This is a genomic window from Limnobacter sp. (genome assembly GCF_043511195.1).
Classification (GTDB): domain Bacteria; phylum Pseudomonadota; class Gammaproteobacteria; order Burkholderiales; family Burkholderiaceae_B; genus Limnobacter.
In genome coordinates, this window is sequence record NZ_CP121330.1 from 2,932,257 (window position 1) to 2,947,597 (window position 15,341).

Sequence of the window (15,341 nt, forward strand, 5' to 3'; positions counted from 1 at the left end):
ATGAGCCAACAAACTTTTTTCAAACGCAAATGGGTGCAAATTGGCCTGGCAGTCGGTGTGGTGACACTGGGTGTTATTGGATCAGAAATGTTGGTGGCTACAGCCCCCACGGCCAGTCGCAAGCCGCCGGAAAAAACTGCACGGCTGGTGACCACCGCACCTGTCAAAGCCGGGGACTACAACGTGACTTTGCTTGGATACGGCATCGTCGAACCCGAGCAACAAATTACTTTGCAAGCCAGGGTTAGTGGCGCAGTGCAAAGCATTGGCCCAAAGTTTGTTCCAGGCGCTTCATTTAAAAAAGGCGATGTGCTGGTGCAGCTGGACGACACCGATTACCGCATTGAATTACAAACAGCCCAGGCTGCACTGGCCCAGGCACAGTCGACTCTCACAACCGAACAGGGTAACCAGGTGGTGGCGCAATCCGATTTCGAATTGCTTGGCATGAATGTCGATGAACGTGAACGTGCACTGATATTGCGCAAGCCGCAGCTGGAAGCCGCCAAGGCCACAGTTCAATCGGCTCAAGCTGGCGTTGATCGCGCCAAAGTCAACCTGGAACGCACTGTGTTGCGTGCCCCCTTCGATGGTGTTGTGGTAAGTCGTGAAGCAAGCGTGGGCGCGCAAGTCAGCGCCACCACCGCACTTGGTGTGCTGGCCAGCAGTGAGGCCTACTGGATCAATGTGGCAGTACCCCAGTCGGATTTGAAATGGATCAAGTTTCCTGAAGGCAAACAGCCCGGCTCCACCGTGTGTGCCAGCGATGCAAGCAGCAGCGAGCAAGGTTGCCACAAAGGCAAGGTGCTTAGCTTGCAAACCAGTGTTCAAGACAGCGGGCGACAAGCGCAGGTGCTGGTGGAAGTACCACGCACGCGCGAAAAAAACTTGCAGCCCTTGCTACTGTCCCAGTATGTCAAAGTGCGCTTCGATGGCATTGAGCTGAACAATGTGTTCAAAATTGAGCCGTCCTCGGTGCATGACAACAAGGTGTGGGTAAACGACGGCGGCGAACTCGACATTCGACCGGTCAACATTGCCTTCCGTTCAGCCGAGTATGTCTTGATCGATCAAGGTTTGAAAAACGACGACGAGATCGTCACATCGAACCTCGGTGCACCCGTGAATCGCATGGCCATTCGAACGAATGAAAGCACGAATGAACGCACCAACGAGGCCGCCAAATGAATGCCGCCAGTCGTCGTCGGGTAGACCGTTCAGGCCCACTGGCCTGGATGACCAAAAACACAGTGGCCGCCAATATCTTGATGTGGGTGTGCCTGATCGGCGGTGTCTTTGGTTTCATGAACATGACCAAGGAAGTATTTCCAGAATTTGAACTCGACCTGGTCACCGTTTCAGTGGCCTACCCAGGCGCCAGCCCTGAAGATGTAGAACAAGGCATTGTGCTCGCTGTTGAAGAAGCCATATCGGCCATTGAGGGCATTGTGGAAGTCAACTCCACCGCCAATGAAGGTGCCGCAAACGTGCTCATCGAGATTGACGAATCGGAAGACGCACAGGCTGTGTACGATCGAATCAAGCAAGAGGTGGATCGCATCACCACCTTCCCTGGCGATGCTGAAGTACCCAATGTGTCGCTGACCGCACGCAAGCGTGGCGTGGTCACCTTGGTGGTACATGGCGACACCGATGAATTGTCACTGCGCAACCTGGCCGAGGAGGTGCGCGATGGATTGTTGCAAAATCCGGGAATCACTCAGGTTGACCTCAGCGAAATTCGTGAACAGGAAATTCATGTTGAAGTACCCGAAGCCCGACTCAACGCCTATGGCTTGACGCTGCAAGGTATCGCCGACAACATTCGGGCCAATGTGGTTGAGGTTTCTGGCGGCAGTATTTCAACTCAAAGCGGCGAGATTTTGTTGCGTGTGTCGGAAAGACGCGATTTTGCCAAAGAGTTTGCGGCGCTCCCAATTGTGTCGCCCGTCAGTGGTACGCCTTTGAAGCTTGGCGACATTGCCAATGTGCGCGACGGCTTTCAGGATGTGGACAAATACGCCACCTTCAATGGCAAGCCATCCATTGAAATTTCAGTGTCACGCATTGGTGAACAAACCCCCATTGGAATTTCCGAAGCCACGCAAGAGGCACTGGAGCGAATTCGCCCCTTGATGCCCGAGGGTGTGGAAATTTCAGTGGTCAGCGATCGTTCAGACACCTACAAACAACGGCAAAACCTGTTGGCCAAAAATGCCATCATGGGATTGATATTGGTCATGGTCTTGCTCACCATTTTCCTGGACTGGAAACTGGCCTTCTGGATCACCATGGGTATTCCGATCGCCTTCCTGGGCGCCATGTTGCTGCTGCCCCTGTTCGGCGTCACCTTCAACATGATTTCCATGTTCGCCTTCATTGTTGCCTTGGGCATTGTGGTGGACGATGCCATTGTTGCAGGCGAAAACATCTACGAGTACCGGCAACAAGGCATGACCCTGCTGGATGCCTCCATTCAAGGGGCACGTGATGTGGCCGTGCCGGTCACCTTCAGCATTTTGACCAATGTTGCTGCGTTTGCACCCTTGCTGTTTGTACCTGGTTTTTTGGGAAAAATATGGGGTGTTATTCCGCTGGTGGTGTGCACGGTGTTTGTGGTGTCGTTGATTGAAGCCACTTTCATTTTGCCGGCCCACCTGGCCAACAGCAAAGAAGGTACGGGCAAATTCCACAACTGGCAGCAAAAGTTTTCCAAAGGGTTCAGCCGGTTCATTGAACTGCGCTACTCCCCGATTGTTCACAAATGTGTGGAATATCGATACCTGTCCATGGGCGTGGGCATTGCACTGATGGTATTGGTCATCAGTTGGCCAGTCAGCGGTCGCATGGGCTTTGAGCTGTTTCCCCAGGTAGAGTCCGATCAATCCGAAGTGCGCGTACAACTGCCCTTGGGCAGCACCAATGAACAGGTCAATCTGGTCCGGGACCGAATTGTGGCCAGCGCCCTGAAAACCGTCGAGGCCACTGGCGGTGAGCGACAAAGCACAGGCATTTACGCCAGTGTGAATGAAAACAGTATTACGATTAAAACCTACCTGACACCGCCAGGTGTACGCCCCGTGCCCACAGCGGAATTCACCGAACAGTGGCGGCTTGATGTTGGCAACATTCCCGGCGTGGAAACCATTCGCTTTGCCGCCGACTCGGGAGGACCCGGCAGCGGGCCAGCCTTTACCGTGCAGTTAAGCCACCGCAATGTCGACACCTTGCGCCAAGCCAGCGAGGCTTTTGCGCGTGAACTGGCCAACTACCCCATTGTGTCTGAAATTGACGATGGTTTTCAAAATGGCAAAGAGCAATTCAGCTTCACCTTGAAGGAAGAAGCGCGCCGTTTGGGCCTAAGCTCCAACGAAATTGGCCGACAGGTGCGCGCTGCGTTTTTTGGTTCAGAAGCATTGCGCCAGCAACGTGGCCGCAACGAGGTCAAGGTGCTGGTGATGCGCCCGGAAACCGAGCGATCGGCACAAACCGATGTCCGCGACCTGTTGGTTCGCACACCACAAGGCACGCTGGTTCCCCTTCACTCGCTGGTAGTGTTTGATGACACCCGCGCGGTGGCCAACATCACCCGTCGAGATGGCCGCAGAACCATCTCGGTGACCGCCAACGTGAATCCACGCAACCAGGCGCAGCAAGTACAAAACGCCACTGTGCAAGAATTGATGCCCAAGTTGATGGCCGATTACCCGGGCTTGAGCTACAGCTTCGCGGGTCGCCAGCAAGACTTCTCGGAGGCCTTGGCTGGTTTGGGTAAAGGCTTTTTGGTGGCACTTCTGATCATTTATGTATTGCTGGCCATTCCATTTAAAAGTTACCTGCAACCATTCGTGGTGATGCTCGCGATTCCATTCGGAATATTTGGTGCCATTGTGGGTCACTTGATGATGGGCTATAGCATCAGCATTGTGTCGATGATGGGTATTCTTGCTTTGGCGGGCGTGGTCGTGAACGACTCGCTGGTCATGGTAGACCACGCCAATGAAAAAGTGCGTGGGGGCATGACACCGTACGATGCCATTTGCACCTCGGGCGTGCGGCGCTTCAGACCGATTATGCTGACCACCATTTCAACCTTTGGTGGCCTGGCCCCCATGATTTTTGAGACCTCGCGCCAGGCAAAGTTCATGATCCCAATGGCCATTTCACTGGGCTACGGAATTTTGTTTGCCACTGCCATTACACTGTTGCTAGTGCCCTGCCTGTATTTGATGGTCGACGATATACGCCGTTTGCTGGGCACCAGCCCGGGCCTTGAGCCCAATGAAATCGATTTGACCAAACTGGAAGAAACCCGCACCACATGAATTCAGGTCTGGACAACACCGAGTTTTTGACCACCAAGGAAGTGGCTGAACTGTTGCGCATCAAGGAACGCAAGTTGTACGACCTGGTCAGCGCACAAGAAATTCCCTGCGTCAAAGCCACTGGCAAATTGCTGTTTCCAAAAGCGGCGTTGATGCACTGGATACGCACCGGAGAATTACAGGCTGCCGACGCAACAACACCATTGCGCCCCAACGTGGTGACCGGCAGCCATGACCCACTTCTGGAATAGGCCATACGCGAATCGGGATGTGGTTTGGCCACGCAGTTTGATGGCAGCTTGGGCGGGCTCGATGTATTCGAAAACAATGGTGCCGTGGCCACCGGCCTGCATGTTTTGAGTCCAGATGACGAGACATGGAACACCCATGCCGTTCAAGCCCGGTTCGCGAAAAACAATGTGGTGTTACTGCGTTGGGCAACACGGCAACAGGGTTTGATCGTGGCCAAAGGCAATCCGAAACGAATTACAAATGTTGCCAGTCTGCCTTCGCTGAATGTAGCAACACGACAGGCTGGCGCAGGCGGAATGATTCTGTTTGAACACCTGCTGCGCGACAAGAATTTGAGCATGGCGCAACTGAATATCACCGAAATCTGCCGAACCGAAAATGACACCATTGCAGCTGTCGCCAGCGGCAAAGCCGATGCTGCACCCGGCTTGCAAGCCTTGGCGCTGCAATTCGGCCTTGGTTTTGTTCCAACGCAGCAAGAAAATTTTGATTTGATTGTGTGCCGGAAAGCCTGGTTTGAACCACCCTTTCAAACACTGATGCAATTCACGGCAAGCGATGTGTTCCAGAAAAAGGCGCAGGAATTTGCTGGCTACAACACCGCGGCGCTAGGCACCGTGGTGTGGAACGCCTAAGCCTTATTTGGGTGCATTGGGAAAAAACAGGGATTGCCCATTCTGTTTGTAAGCTGCAATTGCAGCCTGCCCTTTCGGTGACACAATCCAGTTCACAAAGGTATTGGCCAAATCGCTTTTCACATTGGGGCATTTCGCAGGGTTCACCGCGATCACGCCATATTGATTGAACAGCGTGGGGTCTCCTTCTACTGCGATTCTGAAATTGCTTTTGTTGCCAAACGCGATCCAGCTGGCACGATCCGCCAATACATAGGCTCCCATGCCGACCCCTGTATTCAAGGTGGCGCCCATGCCCGAGCCGGTCTCGCGGTACCACCTGCCACTGGCTGCTTTCACATCCACATTGGCCGCCTTCCACAATTCAATTTCTTTTTTGTACGTGCCGCTGTCATCGCCCCGCGAAGCAAACAAGGCCTTCTTTTCGGCGATTGCCTTGAACGATTTCACGGCCTCCTTGGAGCCCACCACACCAGCCGGGTCATTGCCAGGGCCCACCACGACAAAGTCGTTGTACATCACATCCGTGCGCTTCACACCATAACCGTCGGCCACAAACTTTTCTTCAGCCGCCTTGGCATGAACCAGCACCACATCACCGTCACAGTTCTGGGCATTTTTCAAAGCCTGTCCTGTACCCACTGCAACCACACGCACCGCAATGCCTGTCTCTGCCTTGAAAACTGGCAACAGGTGATCAAACAAACCCGAGTTCTGGGTCGAAGTTGTAGACTGCACAAGGATGAACTTGTCGGCGGCGTGTGCCTGAACCAACAGGCCACTGATCAGCACTGCAATGGCCAGCCTGAGTTTTTTTGGCACGTGGGTCTCCTCGTTTAAATCAGTAACTCGCCAGCAAGGTAAGCCTTGGCCTCTCGGCTGGCGGGGTTCTTCAAAAATTCATCCGCTTGTTGAGTGGCGTGCACTTCGCCTTTGTGAACAAACACAATTTCGTCGGCCAGGCGAGCTGCCTGCCCTTGGTCATGCGTCACCACGATCACCTTCACACCACACTGGCTGGCACGCAGCACAATGTTTTCGATCAAGGCTGTGGCTTGGGGATCCAGGCTGGCGCTGGGCTCGTCCAGGATCAACAACCCGGGCTTGGCAGCCAGGGCACGCAGCAAAGTAAGCCGCTGTTGTTCACCACCAGACAATTTTCGCGCTGGCGATTTTGCAAGGTGCTGCATACCCCCCAACTCAAGCAAAGCATTTGCACGCAGGTGGCGCTGGCTTCGATCACTACCAGCAATGGCCAATGCATGCCACAAGTTGGCTTCCACGCTGCGACGCAACAGCACAGGGCGCTGAAATACAAAACCGATTTGATCGCGGGGTGTTTGATTCAAGCCACTGAAGTGAACACATCCTTTGCCGGGCTCAATCAGGCCTGCCAGCAGTCGCAAAATCAGGCTTTTTCCTGCGCCGTTGGGACCCATGATGGTTGTGATGCCCGGCCCGTCGATTTTCAGGTTCAGATCACTGAAAATGCGGTGTTTGCCAAACGAAAGGTGCACCCCCTCGAACTGGATCGGTAAAAAACCCGAGAAAGGTTTCTGCGGGGCAAGTAACGCCAGGTCGCTGTTCATCTTAAGCATAGGCCCTCTTCTGTGCGCCCTGCTTTAAAAGAAACAGGCCTGCATTGATGAGAATAGACAGCACAATCAGAATAATGCCCAGACCAAGCGCCAGGGCCAATTCACCCTTCGAGGTCTCAAGCGCAATGGTGGTGGTCATGACACGGGTTACATTGGCAATGTTGCCCCCCACAATAATCACGGCCCCCACCTCGGCCAGCGCACGGCCCAGGCCAGCCAACGCACTGGTCAGCAAGGAATAGCGTGCATCCACAATCAGGGTCCAAATGGTCTGAATGCGGCTGGCATTCATGGCGCGCAACATTTCGTCGTATTCGCCGTACAGGTCTTCGATCACTTGCCGGGCCAATGCCGCCACAATGGGGGTGACCAGCACAACCTGCGCAATCACCATGGCTGTGGGGGTGTAAAGCAATTGGAGAAACCCCAAAGGCCCTGCCGCTGATAAAAACAGGTAAATGACCAAACCCACCACCACCGGTGGCAAACCCATGAGGGAATTCAGAAAAACCACCAGCACCATTCGCCCTGGAAACCGGCCAATGGCCAAAGCAGCCCCGATTGGAAAACCAAGCAAACATGCAATGGAGACGGCTGTGAACGTGACTTGAAGCGACAAAGCAATGATGTCGATCAACGTGGGGTCAGCTTGCCCGATCAGGGTAAAGGCTTGTACAAAGGCTTGAGAGAAATCTTGCATTTATATGCATTTTTTACGGAATAAATGCAGTTTAATGCCAAATGGTGCGTGATGTCATTGGTACAAACACCAGCGGGGAGAAAAAAGGCAGAGGACGAATGGTCCGAATCCGGGAATGTCCCCTGCCGAAACCAGCTGATCCGATGCTAGTCAGATCAGCCAGTGCTTGGTCAATTCAGGGTTACTGCAACAGGCTCAGGACGTTGTTGGGCAACTGGTTGGCCTGGGCGAGCATGGCGGTGCCAGCCTGCTGCAAGATCTGTGAGCGGGTCAGTGCTGCCGTTTCCTTGGCAAAGTCTGCATCCATGATCCGTCCACGTGCGGCTTGCAAGTTGGTGCTGGACAAGTCAGCAAACGAGGCCACCTGCTCCAGTCGGCTTTGGCCCGCACCCACCACAGCACGAATGCCGGTGATGGCGTCAATCGAGGCGTCCAGCGTGGTGATCGCAGTGGTGGCGTTCGCTACCGTGTCCACACCATTGAGGTTGGCCTGAATGCTTGCAGCGCCGTTGGTCATGATGGTGCTCAGGTCATTGCCTGCAGCCAGACCATCGTCAGTCAAATTCAGTGCCAGGGTGTCGGAAACCGCGTTGCCGGTGCCCACCTGGAAGCTCAGTGTTTTGTTGGCGGCATCAAACATGTTGTTGCCGTTGAAAGTGCTGCCGGTCACAATGCGATCCACTTCGTTGGCCAGCTCCGCGTATTCGCGGTTCAGGTTTACACGGTCGGTGTCGTTCAGGGTGCCGTTTTTGGCCTGCACTGCGAGTTCACGCATACGCTGCAGGTTGTCGCTGATCTTGCCCATGGCGCCGTCGGCTACTTGCAACAGTGAAATGCCGTCGTTGGCGTTGCGGGCGGCCACATCGTAGCCCTTGATCTGGGCTTGCATGCGCTCGGCAATGGCCAGGCCTGCTGCGTCGTCTTTGGCGCTGTTTACACGAAGGCCTGAGGACAGGCGGGCAATCGCGTTGTTCAAACCCATGCCTGAACCAGACAGGTTCTTTTGGGCGGTCAGTGAGGCTACGTTGGTGTTGATTCCTAGCATGATATTTCTCCAAGCAATTTATTGAGTTAGGAGCTAGTCGCCTTCAGTGTCGTGCACTGTCGTGCGCTGCTCATGATTCATTAACGCTTGGAAAAAATGATTCTTTAGGGCTGAAGTGAAATTTTTTTCACCCCTACCCTTTCAGGCGAAGACTCCATGTTTTCAAGGCCAATAACTGGGCAGCCAGGTTTGACTTGATTTTCTCGTCGGTCACATTACCGTCTGCATCGAATCCGCCTGAAAATGCGCTGGCAAACACCTCGGGTTTATTCAAGGGATGCAAATCGAGATACACGCACACCTGCCGCAAGTGGTACTGGGCACGCGCCGTACCCATGCCGCCGCCTGCGCCACAAATGGCCACTGGCTTGCCTGCCAGCAAAGCGTTGTCCGGGTAGCGCGAAGCCCAGTCAATCGCATTTTTCAGGGCCGGTGCAATTGAATAGTTATACTCAGGGCAGGCCAGTAACAAGGCATCGGCTTGTTTCACCTGGTCAAAAAAGGTTTGAACAGCAGCCGGTCTTTCCGCAAGGTCAGCATTGAAAAAAGGCAGGTCGATCAAATTGGCGAAGTGCATTTCCATGCCATCGGGCAACTGCCCCGCTGCCGCGCGCAACAAACCCGTGTTGCAAGACTTTGCACGAAGGCTTCCTGAAATACCCAGTACGCGAATGATGTTACTCATGGTTGTGCTCCTTTTGATTGGACGCGATCAGTCTTTTTTGGGCGGAATGGCGTAGGTACCTACTGCATGCGCCACAGGTTCGGGCAAGCCCTCAGAGTACACAGACACTTCGCCAATTGCCAAAGTTTTGCCAACCTTGATCAACTTGCACACGCCGATGATGTCGCGGTCTGCCGAGGGTTTTCTCAAAAAGTTGATATTCATATTGGTGGTCACCGCCAAAGGCACAATGCCGATTCTCCCCAGAATACCTACGTACAGCGCGCAATCAGCCACCAAAAACATCACAGGCCCCGACACCGTGCCACCGGGGCGCAATTCCGCCTCCGTGATCTTGTGGCGAATCGTGGCAGAGTCTCCGTCTACATGTTCAACCGTGATTTTGCTTTGCGGAAATTGCGTGTTGATGAACTTGTTCATCATTTCTTTGGTGATCAAACTTTGTCTCCGTGTTGTTGATTATTCAGTAAAGTGCAAGTCCTATCAGTGCACACGCACCCAGTACTTGCATCACCGAGCGTTTGAAATAAAACAGTGCAAGCAAGGCGGCCATGGTGAGCGAAAAAGCGCGCCAGTCAAACTGGCCATTCAAACCTTCCGGCCACCACACGTGATAGCCAAAAAACACAGCCAGGTTAACAATTACACCCACTACCGCAGCAGTAATGGCCACCAGTGGCGCCGTGAATTTCAAATCATCGTGCGTGCTTTCAACCAGTGGGCCACCCGCCAGAATAAACAAAAACGAAGGTAGAAAAGTGAACCAGGTCACCAAGGCCGCAGCCAGTGCACCGGCGATGAATGCGTTGTCGGGACCGAAAGCGGCCTGCACATAAGCACCCCCGAAGCCCACAAAAGCAACCACCATAATCAGTGGGCCCGGCGTGGTTTCACCCAAGGCCAAGCCATCGATCATTTGCGTGGGGGTAAGCCACCCATAATGGCCTACCGCGCCTTGGTACACATAAGGCAGCACTGCATACGCACCGCCAAAGGTCAGCAATGCTGCCTTGGTGAAAAACCAGCCCATTTGCGTGAAGGTGTTTTGCCAACCCAGGCTTGCGGTAAGCAAACCCATGGGCACCAGCCACAGCAATGCACCCACTGCCACCACTTTGGCCAAATGAATTTTGCTGAAACGGGCATGTTCGGGTGTTGGGGTGTTGTCGTCAATTAATGCGGCACCGTACGATTTTTTAGCACTTGCATGGGTGCCGCTGCCATTGAACTTGGCAGGGAAAAACTTTCCACCCAGAAAGCCGATGATGGCCGCCGTGGCCACGATAATGGGGAACGGCACGTTCATTGCAAAAATGGCCACAAAAGAAGCCGCTGCAATTGCCCACATCCAGTTATTCTTCAAGGCACGCGAACCAATTCGATGGGCCGCATGCAACACAATTGCGGTAACCGCTGGCTTGATGCCATAGAAAATGCCAGCGACAAGCGGCACATCGCCATACGCGATATACACCCACGACAACACAATCAAAATAAACAGGGATGGCAATACAAACAAAGCGCCCGCCAGCACCCCGCCCCAGGTGCGGTGCATAAGCCACCCAAGGTAGGTGGCCAACTGTTGAGCCTCGGGGCCAGGCAATAACATGCAGTAATTCAGGGCATGTAAAAAGCGCTTCTCGGAAATCCAGCGGCGGCGTTCAACCAACTCCTCATGCATGATGGCGATTTGCCCGGCAGGTCCGCCAAAACTGATAAAACCCAGCTTCAGCCAAAACCAGAAAGCCTGCATCAAGCTAACAGGTGCGGGGGGTTGATCAAGATCAGTCATTTGAGCAGCAGGTGTGGACATTGATCAGCAAGGTCATTGATTGGACGGCTAATCTTATCTCATAAAAAACCCCCAGGACCGTCACGAGTCACTGGGGGCCACACTACTCACACTACCTTAATCAATCACATTTCAAACCTGTATATCCGCTTTCACCTGCCGATAAGCCTTCACATCAAACTTGGACATTTGCGCGGCATACTGCGTAGCAAAACCGGGGAACATGGTGGCGTTAAAACCATCTTCAGTTAAGTACCAGCTTTTACAACCCGAATTCCAGTTGGTTTTGGCCAGTCGCTTTTGAATGTCGGCATTGTGTTTGGCCTGCACATCGGGCTTTACGTCGAGCATTTTCAAGTTCGTATCCAAAATGGTGCGAATGCCTTTCACCGCATAGGCAATTTGTTGCTCCATGTACACCAAGGCCGAGTTGTGGCCAGGGCCGCTGTTGGGCCCAAACATGATGTACAGGTTGGGGTAGCCGCTCACATTGATGCTTTTGTATGCCTGCGCACCGCGCTTCCATTCGTCTGCCAGATCACGCCCGCCCACACCCTTCACAGGATACGGCGTACCACTTTTCGGCACATCAAACCCGGTGGCAAACACAATGCAGTCCACTCGATGTTCAATGCCTTCAGAGGTACGTATGCCCTTCTCCACGATATTGGCAATTGGCCAGGTAATCAGTTCACAGTTTTCTTTTTGCAGCGCCGGGTAATAATCATTGCTCACCAAAATACGCTTGCAGCCCAGTTTGTAATCAGGCTTCAATTGCCTGCGCATCCACGGGTCGGGTACTTTGGATTTCAAAAACGCCTGTCCCAAACGCTCGCCAAGCCGTGTCACCGGTGAACTCCAGATCACCGCCAAGGCCATGCTTTCGTGTGTCCAATACAAAGCCTCACGTATGGCTTTTTGTGTAAACGGCAACTTGGCAAAAACCTTCTTGCTCAACTCCGATGTTGAGAAATCCGGGCGTGGCATTACCCAGGCTGGCGTGCGCTGAAACACCTTGAGCTTGTCGACTTTTTTCACCAGCTCCGGAATGATTTGAATGGCACTGGCACCCGTGCCGATCACAGCCACCCGCTTGCCGGTGAAGTCGTAGTCGTGGTCCCACTGTGCACTGTGAATTTTCTTGCCTTTGAAATTTTCAATGCCACGAATTTTCGGAAAGCTGGCATTGGCCAAAGGCCCACTGGCCATGATCACGGTTTTGCCTTTCCACACGCGCCCGTTGTCGGTGTGAATCATCCACACGCCCTGCGTATCATCCAGCTCTACACGCGTTACGTTCTGCTGATACTGAATCAGCTTTTCCAGGCCAAAGTCATTCACCAGGCTGTGCACATACCCCAGAATTTCCTTGCTGCCGGAATAACTGCGTGACCAATTGGGGTTGGGCGCAAACGAAAAGCTGTACAGATTCGACGGAATATCACAGGCAGCACCCGGATACTGGTTGTCGCGCCAGGTGCCGCCAGCTTCTGCTGCACGCTCCAGAACGGCCACATTGTGCACACCCGCTTCACGCAGTTTGATGGCTGTGCCCAAACCGGCAAAACCAGCACCGATAATCAGTGTGTCGTACACATGCTGGCCGCCATTGCTGGCTGTTTTTCGGCGAGTGCCCGCACCGGCTCGTGCCGTGGTTCTTGCACCCGGCTCGGCTTTCAACGCTTGCGCACGCGGCTTGTTGGGTTTCAATTGTTCAGTTGTCATAGCGAATTCCAGTTCAGTTACGCGGTGGTGTGCCAGGTCAGTTTGTTCACCCAGCTTGGCACTTGTGGCAACCAGCTTTTCGGGATGTAGTTCGACGCTTTCACAGCGGCATCCACAGGCACGTGGTACAAACGGTTTTTGCGGTTAATCACCCAGTTGCCATGCATGCGCATCACTTGGTACCAAGGGTTGCGTCGGCCTTCCGGTGTTTCACCACCGTATTTCTCGAACTTGGCCATGGCTTCATACAGCCGTTCTTCCTTCAAACCCATGGTCACAATGTTGTCGCGCATGCGGTTCAGCAAGGGGAAATAAACCGCCACGCCCAACAACAATTTGGGGTTGATGGCCGTGGCAATTGTTTCCAAAGCCAGGCGGTACATCGGGCCGTGCCCCATCATTTCAAGCACATGGAAATCCACACCAAGGTGGCGTGACTCGTCAGCATTGATTTTCTTGAACACTTCATGACACACGGGGTCTTTGACTTCATCCAGCAAAAACTTGCACAAAGCGCCATCCAGCGTCACTTCCAGCATGGGAATTACGCTTCCCAGTACGCTCAGTGGCATGTCGTCGCTGTATTTGTCCAGCCAGTCAATTGTCAAACGCAAGTTGATGTTGGGCTCAGGAATTTCCCCTTCTTCCAGCATGCCCCAACGCTGCATCAAAGCCAGTTCGGCATTGGCGTGGCGTTGTTCTTCTGCATGGAACCAGGTGTAAATTTCCTTCAAGGTGTCATTCGGTGCTTTCTTGGCCATGGCCGCAAAACCACGCGCACCAATGTGCTCAATCCAGGTCAGGTCGGCCATGAAGGCCTTCAGCTTGGGCCACTGTTCATCCGAAATCATTTCGCGACCAGGTGCATCCCAATCAATGTCAGCCAGGGCCCATTGATTTTCCTTGATACGGCGCAGTGTTTTTTCAAGATCAAGTTGAGGCATTTTGTGTACTCCTTAAAAAGCTTTGGCGGCCACACGGGCCAATAAACCAGCACCGCGCGTGTAACTGCGGGGCATCAAGCGCTTCATGCGCCAAATCATGCGGGCATCGAGTTGGGGCAACACATACAACTGCCCTTTGTCCAATGCATTCAGTGTTTCTTTCACAACCCCGTCGGCAGACACACCGGTCCACTCCATCAGCTTGTTGGCGAGCTTGCTGGAAGCGGCATCAATGCGGCCGTCGTTCGTAATATTGGTTTTTACAAAGGTGGGGCACAGTGCGGTCACATTCACGCCCGTGCCGGCCATCTCCGCAGCCAGCGTTTCGCTCAGTGCGAGCGCGCCCGCTTTGGTCACGTTGTAGGCACTCATCAACGGTGCAGCAGCAAAACTTGCCGTGGAAGCCACATTGATGATGCCGCACTTGGTAGCCGCACCCTTTTTGCGCAAACGCGGGGCAAACACATGGCAACCATGAATGACACCCCACAGGTTCACACCAATGGTCCACTTCCAGTCGTCGATTGTGGTTTCACCAATCGGCTTGCCACCGGCGCCAACACCTGCGTTGTTCACCACCAGATCAATGGCGGTGTTCTCATCGCTGCCGCCGAACACCCTTTCGGCTTCTTCAGCCAACGCCTCCACATCCTTTAATTTGCTGACATCGCATTTCACGGCCCAGGCCTGTGACACAAACACCAGGTCGGGGTTTTTCAGCTTGCCTGCCACCAGGTCCATAATCAGGTCCACAGTTTCCTGTGCACGTTCCAGGCTAATGTCGGCACACACTACACGCCCGCCCCGCCGCACAATTTCAAGTGCAAACGCGCGGCCTATGCCGCTGCCTGCACCGGTGACCACCGCATTGGCGCCCTTGGTTATTTTCTTTCCGAACATGTGTAAATCCTGTTGCGCTTGACATAGCGACCGTGACATTGAACAATGTCATATTAAAACGAACGTTTGTTCGGATTCAATTCGGATATTTCCCATGACCAGAAAACCCAAACAGACTCGCTCCCAGAACACGGTAGAAACCATTGTTCAAGGTTCCTTCATTGCCTTGGCCAAACATGGCGCAGAAGGCGCAACCACGCGGCAAATCGCAGAATATGCCGGTGTGGGTGTGGGCTCGATTTATGAGTATTTCGAGAACAAGGAGGCAATTTTCAGCGCCATGGGAGAACGCTTTTCAAGAGAACTTGTTGGGGTTATTCAAGGCGCAACAAACAACGTTGTTCGGCTTTCGCTACGCGATGGGGTGTATGAATTGATTGCGCAGACCGCTGATTTCCTGAAAAAAGACGATGAGCTGTATTTGCGCTGTGCCCGGGAATCGGCCTTGATGGAGAAACATGTGCCTTTCGGCCCTATTTACAGAGCGTTGACCGATCTGTTTGTTCAACATGCGATCAAGCATCCCGAAATTCTGCGCTTGAAGAACTTGCAAACCATGACGTACATCTTCATCAACAGCGGCATTGCAACCATGATCCGCTACCTGAACCACCCCAACCCGGGGTTTTCTTTTGATGACTTGGCCAAAGGTTTGGCCGACATGGCCGGTCATTACGTAGAACGGGAACTGCAAAGCTGAGTGGCTCCAAATTGGCTATCGTTAACTATCGTTAAATTCG

15 protein-coding genes are annotated in these 15,341 nt (G+C 53.5%); 5 read left to right on the forward strand and 10 right to left on the reverse strand.

What is annotated here, in order from left to right:
- Genes P0D43_RS13950 through P0D43_RS13965 form a run of 4 tightly spaced genes read left to right on the forward strand, consistent with a single transcriptional unit; the run spans position 1 to position 5,212 of the window.
- A complete protein-coding gene (locus P0D43_RS13950) occupies positions 1–1,188 on the forward strand; it encodes an efflux RND transporter periplasmic adaptor subunit (protein ID WP_394672706.1) in 1,188 nt (395 codons plus the stop codon).
- On the forward strand, positions 1,185–4,325 hold the full coding sequence (locus P0D43_RS13955) for an efflux RND transporter permease subunit (RefSeq protein ID WP_394672707.1): 3,141 nt from the start codon (positions 1,185–1,187) through the stop codon (positions 4,323–4,325). Before P0D43_RS13950 ends, P0D43_RS13955 begins: the two co-directional genes overlap by 4 nt.
- The gene (locus P0D43_RS13960) at positions 4,322–4,576 is read left to right on the forward strand and encodes a helix-turn-helix domain-containing protein (protein WP_394672708.1); all 255 of its coding nucleotides are present in this window, start codon (positions 4,322–4,324) and stop codon (positions 4,574–4,576) included. Before P0D43_RS13955 ends, P0D43_RS13960 begins: the two co-directional genes overlap by 4 nt.
- A 3-nt stretch (positions 4,577–4,579) precedes the next feature.
- The gene (locus tag P0D43_RS13965) at positions 4,580–5,212 is read left to right on the forward strand and encodes a substrate-binding domain-containing protein (protein ID WP_394673732.1); all 633 of its coding nucleotides are present in this window, start codon (positions 4,580–4,582) and stop codon (positions 5,210–5,212) included.
- A 3-nt stretch (positions 5,213–5,215) separates the two neighbouring features.
- On the opposite strand, the gene P0D43_RS13970 is transcribed toward P0D43_RS13965, so the two are convergent.
- The 10 genes from P0D43_RS13970 to P0D43_RS14015 form a co-directional block, all read right to left on the reverse strand.
- Complete coding sequence (locus P0D43_RS13970; protein ID WP_394672709.1) at positions 5,216–6,034, reverse strand: substrate-binding domain-containing protein; 819 nt, start codon at positions 6,032–6,034, stop codon at positions 5,216–5,218.
- 14 nt (positions 6,035–6,048) lie between these two features.
- Complete coding sequence (locus tag P0D43_RS13975; RefSeq protein ID WP_394672710.1) at positions 6,049–6,810, reverse strand: ATP-binding cassette domain-containing protein; 762 nt, start codon at positions 6,808–6,810, stop codon at positions 6,049–6,051.
- The gene (locus P0D43_RS13980) at positions 6,803–7,510 is read right to left on the reverse strand and encodes an ABC transporter permease (protein ID WP_159569750.1); all 708 of its coding nucleotides are present in this window, start codon (positions 7,508–7,510) and stop codon (positions 6,803–6,805) included. Before P0D43_RS13980 ends, P0D43_RS13975 begins: the two co-directional genes overlap by 8 nt.
- Before the next feature lie 181 nt (positions 7,511–7,691).
- Positions 7,692–8,555 carry a flagellin gene (locus P0D43_RS13985; protein WP_394672711.1) on the reverse strand — a complete coding sequence of 288 codons (864 nt, stop codon included), beginning with the start codon at positions 8,553–8,555 and terminating at the stop codon, positions 7,692–7,694.
- Positions 8,556–8,688: 133 nt separating this feature from the next.
- Positions 8,689–9,240, reverse strand: coding sequence for an NADPH-dependent FMN reductase (locus P0D43_RS13990; RefSeq protein ID WP_394672712.1), 552 nt, complete (start codon positions 9,238–9,240; stop codon positions 8,689–8,691).
- Positions 9,241–9,267: 27 nt separating this feature from the next.
- Positions 9,268–9,678 carry a PaaI family thioesterase gene (locus tag P0D43_RS13995; RefSeq protein ID WP_159572417.1) on the reverse strand — a complete coding sequence of 137 codons (411 nt, stop codon included), beginning with the start codon at positions 9,676–9,678 and terminating at the stop codon, positions 9,268–9,270.
- 25 nt (positions 9,679–9,703) lie between these two features.
- Complete coding sequence (gene chrA / locus P0D43_RS14000) at positions 9,704–11,053, reverse strand: chromate efflux transporter (RefSeq protein WP_394672713.1); 1,350 nt, start codon at positions 11,051–11,053, stop codon at positions 9,704–9,706.
- Positions 11,054–11,164: 111 nt separating this feature from the next.
- On the reverse strand, positions 11,165–12,757 hold the full coding sequence (locus P0D43_RS14005) for a flavin-containing monooxygenase (RefSeq protein ID WP_394672714.1): 1,593 nt from the start codon (positions 12,755–12,757) through the stop codon (positions 11,165–11,167).
- 17 nt (positions 12,758–12,774) lie between these two features.
- Positions 12,775–13,701, reverse strand: a complete 927-nt coding sequence (locus tag P0D43_RS14010; RefSeq protein WP_159572411.1) for a ferritin-like domain-containing protein — start codon at positions 13,699–13,701, stop codon at positions 12,775–12,777.
- A gap of 12 nt (positions 13,702–13,713) precedes the next feature.
- Positions 13,714–14,601: an SDR family NAD(P)-dependent oxidoreductase gene (locus P0D43_RS14015; protein WP_394672715.1), complete on the reverse strand. Its 888-nt coding sequence runs from the start codon at positions 14,599–14,601 to the stop codon at positions 13,714–13,716.
- A gap of 94 nt (positions 14,602–14,695) precedes the next feature.
- Between P0D43_RS14015 and P0D43_RS14020 the strand changes: the two genes are divergently transcribed.
- Positions 14,696–15,301 carry a TetR/AcrR family transcriptional regulator gene (locus P0D43_RS14020; RefSeq protein WP_394672716.1) on the forward strand — a complete coding sequence of 202 codons (606 nt, stop codon included), beginning with the start codon at positions 14,696–14,698 and terminating at the stop codon, positions 15,299–15,301.
- The last annotated feature ends 40 nt before the right edge of the window (positions 15,302–15,341 follow it).

Coding starts and splice junctions, on each gene's coding strand:
- chrA (WP_394672713.1), bottom strand. CDS start 11,053: ATGTCCACACCTGCTGCTCAAATGACTGATCTTGATCAACCCCCCGCA.
- P0D43_RS14020 (WP_394672716.1), top strand. CDS start 14,696: ATGACCAGAAAACCCAAACAGACTCGCTCCCAGAACACGGTAGAAACC.
- P0D43_RS13960 (WP_394672708.1), top strand. CDS start 4,322: ATGAATTCAGGTCTGGACAACACCGAGTTTTTGACCACCAAGGAAGTG.
- P0D43_RS13950 (WP_394672706.1), top strand. CDS start 1: ATGAGCCAACAAACTTTTTTCAAACGCAAATGGGTGCAAATTGGCCTG.
- P0D43_RS13980 (WP_159569750.1), bottom strand. CDS start 7,510: ATGCAAGATTTCTCTCAAGCCTTTGTACAAGCCTTTACCCTGATCGGG.
- P0D43_RS13955 (WP_394672707.1), top strand. CDS start 1,185: ATGAATGCCGCCAGTCGTCGTCGGGTAGACCGTTCAGGCCCACTGGCC.
- P0D43_RS13990 (WP_394672712.1), bottom strand. CDS start 9,240: ATGAGTAACATCATTCGCGTACTGGGTATTTCAGGAAGCCTTCGTGCA.
- P0D43_RS13975 (WP_394672710.1), bottom strand. CDS start 6,810: ATGCTTAAGATGAACAGCGACCTGGCGTTACTTGCCCCGCAGAAACCT.
- P0D43_RS14010 (WP_159572411.1), bottom strand. CDS start 13,701: ATGCCTCAACTTGATCTTGAAAAAACACTGCGCCGTATCAAGGAAAAT.
- P0D43_RS14005 (WP_394672714.1), bottom strand. CDS start 12,757: ATGACAACTGAACAATTGAAACCCAACAAGCCGCGTGCGCAAGCGTTG.
- P0D43_RS14015 (WP_394672715.1), bottom strand. CDS start 14,601: ATGTTCGGAAAGAAAATAACCAAGGGCGCCAATGCGGTGGTCACCGGT.
- P0D43_RS13985 (WP_394672711.1), bottom strand. CDS start 8,555: ATGCTAGGAATCAACACCAACGTAGCCTCACTGACCGCCCAAAAGAAC.